Source organism: Psychrobacter sp. APC 3279, from assembly GCF_030407795.1.
In the GTDB taxonomy this organism is placed as follows: domain Bacteria; phylum Pseudomonadota; class Gammaproteobacteria; order Pseudomonadales; family Moraxellaceae; genus Psychrobacter.
In genome coordinates this window covers 1-947 of record NZ_JASDCR010000042.1, presented here as the reverse complement: position 1 = coordinate 947, position 947 = coordinate 1, and the positions used below count along the sequence as shown (strand labels likewise).

Genomic DNA, 947 nt, shown 5'->3' with positions numbered 1-947 from the left:
AGGCCACGGCGTACTTCGCGAAACACAGTTGATGAAGTACGTCTTTATCAAGGATAATCAGAAGATATTTAGCATCACCTGTATGTGTCACGTATTAGATGTCAAGCCATCAAGCTATTACAACTGGATAAATCGTGGTGTTAGTAATCAGCAGATCCACCGCAACCAGTGTGAGCTGCTAGTGCGCGTGGCTCATGATGAAACTAAGCAGCGTTATGGCTGTGAGCGATTGCATGCTCATCTTGCAGAGCAAGGCCATCATATCAGTCAATACATGGTAAGACGCATTAAAGAAGAATACGGCATTGCTTGCCGTCGTCACAAGCGTTTTAAAGTTACCACCAACTCAAACCATAACAAGTTTATCTATCCAAACCTGCTCGACCAAAAATTCCATACCAGTCGTCCTAACGAAGCTTGGGTTAGTGACATTACCTATGTCTGGACCAATGAGGGTTGGCTATACTTAGCAGGTGTTAAAGACCTCTACACCAAAGAGCTTGTCGGCTATGCCATCAATAAGCGAATGACAGCAGATTTAGTTTGCCGTGCACTCAATATGGCCATCAAGAACAAACGACCCAACCAACAGCTGATTGTGCATTCTGATAGAGGCAGTCAGTACTGTAGTTATGACTATCATAAGATCATTAAGAAGCATAAATTTAAGGGCTCAATGTCCAGGCGTGGCAATTGCTTTGATAATGCGCCCATAGAAAGCTTCTGGGGCATATTAAAGAATGAGTTGGTGTATCACGAAGACTATAAAACAAGGTTTGAAGCCATCAGTGATATCACTAAATATATTGAGCTTGAGTACAACCAGACTAGAATCCAAAAGGGTTTAGGCTATAAAACGCCAAGACAGGTATGGTTTGACTTTTATCGTCAGGCTGCGTAACTAAAATCTCCCAAGTCAATGTCTACAGATTTGACAGCATAGGTCA

1 protein-coding gene is annotated in these 947 nt (G+C 42.4%); it reads left to right on the top strand.

What is annotated here, in order from left to right; all coding sequences use genetic code 11:
- The coding region (locus QL898_RS13725) for an IS3 family transposase (protein WP_290177190.1) at positions 1 to 901 on the top strand (901 nt) is incomplete at its 5' end.
- Between the last annotated feature and the right edge of the window lie 46 nt (positions 902 to 947).